Here is an 8,737-nt window from a genome sequence, read left to right on the forward strand (position 1 = left end):
AGAAAACCGTGTTGGGGCCATAAGGACCTCGGTGGCCACCAAATACAACGACAAGATCAGCATCTGGGTTTGATTCCGCAAGCCAGCGGTAACCCTGGCCCATGGCATCTCCCGAAAAGGTCCAGCCGGCATGTGGAGCCACCAGTGTTTTCCAGGTACCAGCACGCGGCGAAGTATTCTGAGCAAAGGAGTCCATGGCGCGTCGGCACTCGTCTGGGTTACCGGGATACCATTGGTTTTTAAAAAAGGCTGGTCGCATCTTGATTGAGCTTAGCAGAGATAGGGATGCTTGATGAAGGGGGATGATGTTGCAACCCGACGGGTGGGGATAGGGGGATTGGGGGGTTCCCGCCAGGTTGCATCATCGACTACCGTCGATTCGATAGTGCTTCATACATTGCACGCTACGTGCCAAACCGAATTTGTTGGGGTTTTCGTTCATACTCGCCAAATAGGGGAAAAGATTGGCGTATAGCGCCAGAAAAAATGGTGTTTGGTGCGCCACAGCATGAAAGATGGCGCCGGAATTTTTGTCTGTGCGTCAAAAGATATGGACCCTCCAGCAGGCGACGCACTTCCTTTCTGAAGTTCCAGCTCGGTTGACCTCAGGCCCTAAAAAGCGCTCTAATTACACGAAGTGAGGCGTTTCTATTGAAGGAGCATCATCCAGCCGATGACTGATAAAATCAAAAGTAAGGTTTTGGTGTTTGAGCCCGACCCGAAGCAACAACAATTCCTTAGAGTCTTCTGTGAGAAGAACCATCTTATGGGTCTGCGCGTAGATAACCTTGAACGTTTCATACGCACTTTAAACAGTGAGCTTGATTTGGGTGCCTTGTTTCTGTGTGAGCAAGAGGGCGACGAGGACAAAACGAAATTACGACGGGTTGTTCGTGCTCTCTCGTCGTTACGTCCTGAGTTACCTGTTTTCTTGCGGCGGATTGTGACAAGCGACGGTGTCGAGGAAGATTGGGCCGAGCGGATCGCAGGTTCCTATTATGGGGAAGATGATGAAACCATTCGGGAGCTCATCGATACCTATATTTTCAATCGCTATTATCCAACTGAGGTAATTCGACAAATCCAAAATGACACCCAGAAATCTCTCGAGAATCTATTTTTAGGATTTACCGTGGGCGTGGATTTCCCACATCTTACCCGGGACCGAATCCTCTATGGAGAAGTACTGACACTTATGAGGCTGGAGTCGAATTGGTGCCGGGGTTACATGATGATTGAGGTATGTGAGGCTCCTATTCATGAGTTGTTGGTGCATGGAGCGATTCCCGGAATGGCGCAGATAGAGCGAGGTGCCGATGATTTTCGTTCGGTTAACGCTGTTCTAAGTGAACTGACCAATGCCGTATGGGGGAGAATCAAGGCTGCAATGCTGGACGCTCAAGGCGATAACACACCAGGCTATCAAGCTGAGATTCCAAGCATCATCAACAACAACCATAATTTTATAACCTTTGGTACCGATGATCCCAATCTTTGCTTCCGCTATGTGATGCTAGATCCCGAAGAAAAGGTTGAGCCCTTTATGATCCAGCAACGATTCGTCTTCCATCTCAAATGGAAGCCTGAGGCTCGCGAAGAGTCTCAGCTCGTCGACAGACTTGTGGATAGCGGAGAAATCACGTTTCTCTGATTCAGATGAGGCTTGGCATTCTCAGCGTTTGTTGATTGCTTTAGGAGTGTTTCTTGTTTCGAATTTTATTCGCAGAAGACGACACCACCACGAGGATGACGGTGGCTGAATATCTGCGGGATGAAGGTCACGACGTTGTCGATGTAAAAGACGGAGTCTATGCTCTCGAGGCGTTGAAGTCTGAAGGCCCCTTTGATTTGATCTTGTCCGATATTGAGATGCCCCGACTCCAAGGTCACTTGCTCTTGCAGCAGATTGAGAAGTTGTATCCGGAAATGAAGCGAGCGTTGCTCACTGCACATAGCACCGATAAGTATATTGGAATTGCCACTCAATTTGGCATTACGAATATCATCACGAAGACCAATCCACTGCATTTAGCTGATTTAGCCGCCTATATTGGCGCTTTACTCAATGACGATATTTTTGGGATTGAACGGTATTTTCGAGGACAAACAGCCATTGAAACTCTCGAGGTGACTCGGCCTAAAGACATTGAGGGTCACATTAAGTCTATCATTGAAAAATACGCCATTGAGGATGATGGTTCATTGGAGCAGGCATTTGTGGAGATTTTAACCAATGCCATTTATTACGGGGTGCTCGACGAGGACGGCGCGAATAAGCAGGATTGGGACCGTGAGGTCGAGATTGCGGCCGGTGAGGTGGTGGTTCAATGCGCCAAAGATGAGGATAAAGTCGCCGTGAGTATTTGTGACAGTGGCGGGCGGTTGAAGAAAAAGAAGCTACTCTTTTGGCTGAGCCGTCAAATCCGCCGGACAGCCGTGGGTTTACCGCTTGGCATGATGGACACCCATGGACGCGGACTCTTTTTCTCTAGAGAGTTTATGGACCAGCTGATTGTGAATATTGAGCAGGGTAAACGTACCGAAATTATTTGTATCAAGTACCTTGGGACCCAGTTAGAAGGCCCAAAACCCCTATTAATAAACGAGATTTAGTCTTGGATCGCTGAAAAGAGCAGTGTGCGCCAAAATAATGGCAACATTGTCCGAAAACTCCCGATAATTTGCGTGATACCCAATTGTTATGCATTCGAGGAGAATTAAAATGCCCAGCTCTATTAATACAATCGCTAGAGATATCCGCTCTTCCAGTTCAGCCGGAGGCAATCGAGTTTGGCTAAAAGAGGCTAGAACACTTGCTTCAGCCGCTACGGCGGACGGGCGTATTACTTCAGGTGAACGAGATACTTTAGAGAAAGTGATGGCTGACGGTAACCTTACCCGTTCAGCGGCGACACATCTTCGAAGTGCTATTGAGAGTGCAGGCAACTCATCTCCTTCTGTAGAGATCGATACAGATGTGAGTATTGGCAGCGATGTTTCCATCAGTGCCCGAGGTTTACCAACCTCCAATGGACGAACCAGCAACGCAGCTTGGGGCGACTTGGCAGAGGCACTGGCCGATGGTGTCCGAAACAACGACCGAAGCTTCTTGAGAGGCATTTCCGCCGGCCGGAAAAAGCAAGTGATCACAAAAGCCGTTGATATGCTTGAGAACCCAAAGGGGCGCTCTGCGGCCGACAAACGACAAATGCGTTCCAATGCATTTACGGTTCTATTTGCAATGACTGGCTCGTTACCGCGTAGCCGCTCAACGGCTCGCCTAATCAATTCAGCTCATAATGCCATGATGGATGCGGCGCAAAATGAGAAGAATCCTCGATTAGCAAAACACATGACACGCTTGATGACGGATAAAAATTACCAAAGCAAGCTCACGAAGACTCAGAAGACAGAAGTGAAAGAGCTCTTTGAGGCCAAGTTTCCACAGAAATTTGATGTGGAAAACATTCTCGATGACGAAGGTTATATTCGATGGGATCACGCCATTCAGGAAGGCGAGAATATGTATCGCTCGTACCTGGTGAACGTGCAGAAAAACAGAATTGGCGGCAGTCAGTTTGAAATCGTAGAGCAGGGCGACGGCTGGGCAGAGTTGGAAGTAAAGTTTGACCGAAGCCGCGGTGAAGATGGCCGCGTTAAGGGGATACGGCTTCATGTGAGAACCTATGATGACGACATGTTTGATAAAGTTGGTGAAGGTGTTGGAATCTCTTATGGCGGTCACTCAGATACCGGTAATAACCAGGAGAAGTCCCTAGCGAACGCTCTGAAAAAGGGTCGTCATGCAGATAATCCACAGCTTATTTTCTTAGACCTTTGTGCTGGTTTGGATGGCCTTGACGACGGAATGGAGAATCTCGGTAATGTAGAATTGATTACCACTGTGGATTCTTCGCTCTACGGTATTGGAAAGTTGAAGGATGAAAACGGGACATTCAAAGGCGTGATTGAAAGCGAAATGCAGCCTGCGCTTTTTGCCATTTGGGAAGGCTTGAGCCGAGAAGAAGGCTACGGACCTATTCGCAATCGTGTAAAACGTGAACTCGACTCAGATCTTCATCACTATGAGACCAACTATATTTTGGGAACTTTAAAGGATTACCGCGATATTCGTTGGGCACACATGGATGGCGATGACGATGGTGTAACTGATGCGCTCGATATTCATTATCGTTTTGGCACCGTGAACCCGCGTAAATCTGTTAATCTGACTTTGAAGGCCCGAAACGATGTAGAAAAGCTTAATGGAGATACGGTTCGGGATGCCGCGCTCGATGTAAACGTAAGCACGCACTACAACGCATTGACCACTGGCTATGTGGGAGCTGCGCACGGATTTACTTCCGGTGGATTCTTCGATGGCGGCGAGAGCCAAGAGCTGGTTCGTTTTGTTGAAGCGAAGAATACGGGTGGTAAATATATCACTTCTATTCAGGTGAATTCTGGATTGGCACATGCATCCAGAGAAACCCTGGGAGCTTTGGTTCATTATGAATCAATGATGCATTTGGTGAATTCTGGTGTCCTTCCTGAAATGAAGGAAGATGAGCAAAAGCTCATGGCACTCGTATTCGCAGCCTCGCGACTGGGTAGCGACGGTAAGGATTACAGCAACGATAGCCGAATTTGGAAAAAGCTCTTAGGCGCTTTAAATTTACCTACGTCCATGCCGTTTAAGCCGCTTGCTGACCGATTGGCACGTGAGCACAGCGATTATTGTGGTAATATGGCGATGGTAAGAGGCTACAAGACTCACTTAAGCGCAGCCGAGAAAAAGGCGCTCAAGGATCCTTCAAGAGGTCGCTCGAGCAGTCATGTTGCTTAAAGGTTAATGCAGACGCCGGCCCGAGGGTTAGTGGCTGCATCGAAGACGTAGCATATTTGACCTTCTTGGCAGCTGGCTGGTCCTCCAACCGCAGCTCTTGAATCACATATTTCTACGCAAGCCATAGGCTCGTTTGGGTCGCCATTGGGATAGCCGCAGAGTAAGTCATCCTGGCATGGCATCATGTCACCATCTCCTGAACAGGGTTCACCCAGTCCCGGTGGATTCTCAACACTTGGATAACAAACGCCGTTTGGTGAAGCCAGTGGATAGCATGCAGAGTTACCTGAATCGCTGCATGTATTCCCGTCGTCAATTCCGCAAGTGTTGGAGCAAACATTGGTTCCGAAAGCGCAGATGCCCTCTGAGCAAGCCGTAGCGTCGCCTTGCCGAGCTTCTTGTGAGCAGCTATCGCCCAGGTCAGCACCGCCGCGCTGAGCCAAGCACCAACCAAAATCTTCGAAACCATTGTTGAATGGGCCATAGCAGACGCCTGCTTCATCCCCCAGGGCCGCCACATCACAGGGCGCAAGCCACTCTTTGTCTTGCATGTTGTTGTTGAGGCCGCCTCCTGGTGCGCAGGTGTTCCAGAAGCAATGAGAAGCGAAATCCTGAAGCCCTGGCATACCTTCGGGGATGCATGATTCATAGCCAAAGCAAGTATCGTTGCTTTCACAGGATTCAACGCAAAAGGAGAAACCAATTCCATAACGACAACTCAGTGCACTTGAGCAGAGCGCGTCTTCATCGCATTCAGCATAGCGCCCACCAACGCAGACGTTTTCTTCGCAGAGCTGATTGTCTTCGCAATCTTCATCAATATTGCAAGTTCCAGTGCCGCCTACACATAAACCAGAAGTAGGGTCGCAGAGTTCACCAGCTGCCTCATTGCATACAACATCTTTGCATTTTGCGACACACTCTCCATTGTCACATCGTTGCGTGCTGTCGGAACAATCAGCATCCGTTGTACATGTGTTCGTAGAATCGTCGGCCGAATCATCACCGATTTCGCATTGCCCGGTATCGGCGTTGCACACTGTACCGTCACCGCATGTGTCTACAGAGCAACCGGAATCCGATTGGCATGCGGTCAGACAGGCCAACATGAGCAGAAAGGCGAGCTTAACGAAGATGTTCATTCTTTTACCTTAGGCTGATAGGTATTCATCCTCTATAATAGAAGCGAGTGAATTGAAAAGATGATCTTGTTTGGCCGGTTAGGCTGTTCGTTCCCTAGACTGGAAGAGTTTGATTCCCTAGCCTTAACAAATACTTAGGGTTTCTTGGTGAGCGTGCTAACCACATTTGAGCACCCTTTGTTGGCGACAGTATTTTCTATGACTGTACCCGTGACCCCCTGAAGTGGGCTATAGTTCTGACATGGTTGAGGGCGACGAAGCACAGCTGAATTTGGGCGTTATTGCCAGCGAGCGAATCGAGATTCCCGACGAGATACTCGACATGCTTCCTGAGGACGCCATCTCACCACTCACGTTTCATATTGCGAATAACCCTGGAGACCGGGATGCAACTTTGGGCCTTGGTCTGTGCCTCTTTCAGGCGGAAGATGTGCTTCGAGGCTGTGATGTTATCTGTAATTTGGCTCGGCGCCTCATCTACCAGGGGCGCGTTTTAGAGGCCGTTTTCGTTGTTCACCAAGGTCTGCGTCAATCACCCAAACATCCGACGCTTCAAGATATGCTTCGTCGGATTCACAGCATTACGGTCGAAGTAAAGCGCGGGGAGTTTGAAGCGGAGCACCCAATGACCGAAGAGGCTCCAGAGGACGTAACGCTTGAAGCTTTGAAAGCAGCTCAGCCTCAAGACAGGCATGAAATTGCTCGGCGCCTCGTTGCGAGCTACCGGGTGCCCGGGGATCCTATGATTCCATTGCCGGTTCCGCTTTTATCAGAACTTAATGAGAGCAACTTTGTGATGATGGTTGATCACTTGCAGTACCGGCGTGTTCCCGACCAACGGGTGATTCTTGAAGAGGGCGATAAGCGAGATTCTATTGTGGTGGTTGTGAATGGCCACATGAATGTCAGCCGGGGCGGTAAGCATCTCGGTAAAGTGGGCCCAGGTATTGTTCTGGGTGAGTCTGGGTTGCTCACGCGGGAGACTCTCCCGGTATCGGTGCACGCCCACCACGAAACCGAATACTTTGAACTCACTCGGCTTGCGGTTCGCGATATGGCCAGAACCAACACCCGTATTGTGACTCAGCTTCAAAGCTCGTTTTATAAGCAGATTCGCGGAAATATTCTTAACACAGCTCCATTGTTTGAGCTTTTCGAGGATTACGCCCAGTACATCTTGATCGAAGAATTTGAGATAGCGCATTTTGATCCAGGTGCCGTGATTGTCGAGCCGGGTAACGCATCGGCGCCGCTCTATATTGTTGCCTCAGGTAGTGTTGAGTTGCGGGTTGTTGCCGATGAAGCCGATCCGGTTATCTTCGAAGTGGCCATTATTAACGAGAGTTTGGGAGCAATTTCTCACCCAGCCAATGGTGCTCAAGTGGATGCAGTGGCACGAAGTAGAGTGACTGTTTTAAAGCTTGATGCAGAGAAGTTTGAAGGCCTTTTTGCGGACCACCCCAAAGCGCGGGAATACCTCGAAAATCTTGCTAAGCGCCGTTTGGCTGAAGCCCAAGCACTTTAATTAGCGCCGTTCCTTGTCCTTTTTTCTCCACCTGTTATTCATCAACCCATGAGCTTAGAACTGATTGGTATAGGTTATTCTCCTTGGACTCAGAAAGCCCGTTGGGCTCTGGACCATCACCGCATTGAATATAAATATTCAGAGCATCTCATCATGGTTGGCATTCCATTACTAAGAATGAAGACCGGACGGTGGCTTGGTGCAGTGACAGCTCCGTCTCTGGTCGGGCCGGAGATTCCACTGCTGGACTCATTCTCCATTGCTCGGTGGGCAGATGGGCAGGGGGCCAGAGAAACTCTTTTCCCGGCTGAGCACACGGATGCAATTGAGGCTTGGAATGAGAAAAGTGATGTGCTTCTCAATGCGGCTCGTATGATAACCACTCGAGAGCTTTGTAAGGACACGGCTGCGTTGGCTGAGGCTTTACCGTTCTATTTGAAGCCACTGCCCGGAAGTGTGGCCGTCGCTAAACAAGCGGCCCGTTATGTGATTCGGAATTACGCTCTTCCGGGAGATCACCAGAGCTGGCTTGGGACCATTCGAAGCGGCTTGCTCGAACTCCGCGAGGCGCTTGGGAATAAGGATTATTTACTGGGTCAGTTTAGCTTCGCAGATGTGGCGATGGCTGCTGCTGTGCAATCCATTCAGCCGCCTGATTCTCAATACATACCACTCGGGCCAGCTTCTTATCGGTGTTGGAGCCGGCCGGATCTGGTGGCTGAGTTTGCAGATCTATTGCACTGGCGCAAACAAATTCTCGAAAAGCATGGGCATCCGTTTTGGAGCTGATTCCAGCGATTATTAAAATTTCCACTGCCAATGATTTGCTATTCTCTCAATTGTTTAAGAGTCTGCAAATAAGCTAGACTTATTAAGGTAATAGTCTTTGGGGGATCTATGACTGACCAAAATTCAGAGGGTACGTTAGCATCCATGTTGGCAGACGTCGTTAAGTGGGTGCCTGAGTCGTGTGGATTTCGAGGTGACGACCGCTATCATGCAGTTACGGCAGTCTTAAGCATTGAAGATGCGGATTCACTAAACGATAAGTTACAAGACCGATTTCCGCTATGCTGGGAGCATACGAACCTTGAAGATGCCAGGGGTGCTGTTCAGAAGCTGGTCATGGACTTGCAGGGCATGCGACCAGGCCAATTGCTTTATACCGCTGATATTGCGGAAGAGATGATTTGTTACGCGGCTTTGTGGCCTTGGAACAACGGC

At 49.3% G+C, this 8,737-nt stretch carries 8 protein-coding genes; 6 read left to right on the forward strand and 2 right to left on the reverse strand.

Going from position 1 to position 8,737, the window contains the following annotated elements; translation table 11 throughout:
• On the reverse strand, nt 1–259 hold a 259-nt coding region (gene amrB / locus HOK28_17755; protein ID MBT6434948.1), incomplete at its 3' end, for an AmmeMemoRadiSam system protein B.
• A 414-nt stretch (nt 260–673) separates the two neighbouring features.
• Here amrB and HOK28_17760 point away from each other — a divergent pair.
• From HOK28_17760 to HOK28_17770, 3 genes are all read left to right on the forward strand, one after another.
• The gene (locus HOK28_17760; GenBank protein MBT6434949.1) at nt 674–1,651 is read left to right on the forward strand and encodes a hypothetical protein; all 978 of its coding nucleotides are present in this window, start codon (nt 674–676) and stop codon (nt 1,649–1,651) included.
• Between the two features lie 53 nt (nt 1,652–1,704).
• Entirely contained in the window at nt 1,705–2,613 is a 909-nt protein-coding gene (locus HOK28_17765) for a response regulator (GenBank protein MBT6434950.1), read from the forward strand.
• A 109-nt stretch (nt 2,614–2,722) separates the two neighbouring features.
• Nucleotides 2,723–4,846 carry a hypothetical protein gene (locus HOK28_17770; protein ID MBT6434951.1) on the forward strand — a complete coding sequence of 708 codons (2,124 nt, stop codon included), beginning with the start codon at nt 2,723–2,725 and terminating at the stop codon, nt 4,844–4,846.
• Here the strand turns inward: HOK28_17770 and HOK28_17775 are convergent.
• The gene (locus HOK28_17775) at nt 4,843–5,988 is read right to left on the reverse strand and encodes a hypothetical protein (protein MBT6434952.1); all 1,146 of its coding nucleotides are present in this window, start codon (nt 5,986–5,988) and stop codon (nt 4,843–4,845) included. The two genes, HOK28_17770 and HOK28_17775, sit on opposite strands and share 4 nt — an antisense overlap.
• 223 nt (nt 5,989–6,211) lie before the next feature.
• Between HOK28_17775 and HOK28_17780 the strand changes: the two genes are divergently transcribed.
• The 3 genes from HOK28_17780 to HOK28_17790 form a co-directional block, all read left to right on the forward strand.
• A complete protein-coding gene (locus HOK28_17780) occupies nt 6,212–7,513 on the forward strand; it encodes a cyclic nucleotide-binding domain-containing protein (GenBank protein ID MBT6434953.1) in 1,302 nt (433 codons plus the stop codon).
• A gap of 48 nt (nt 7,514–7,561) precedes the next feature.
• Nucleotides 7,562–8,302, forward strand: coding sequence for a glutathione S-transferase (locus HOK28_17785; GenBank protein MBT6434954.1), 741 nt, complete (start codon nt 7,562–7,564; stop codon nt 8,300–8,302).
• A 108-nt stretch (nt 8,303–8,410) separates the two neighbouring features.
• Nucleotides 8,411–8,737, forward strand: a 327-nt coding sequence (locus HOK28_17790) for a hypothetical protein (protein ID MBT6434955.1), incomplete at its 3' end; no start/stop codon positions are given.

The organism is Deltaproteobacteria bacterium, from assembly GCA_018668695.1.
Classification (GTDB): Bacteria; Myxococcota; XYA12-FULL-58-9; order XYA12-FULL-58-9; family JABJBS01; genus JABJBS01.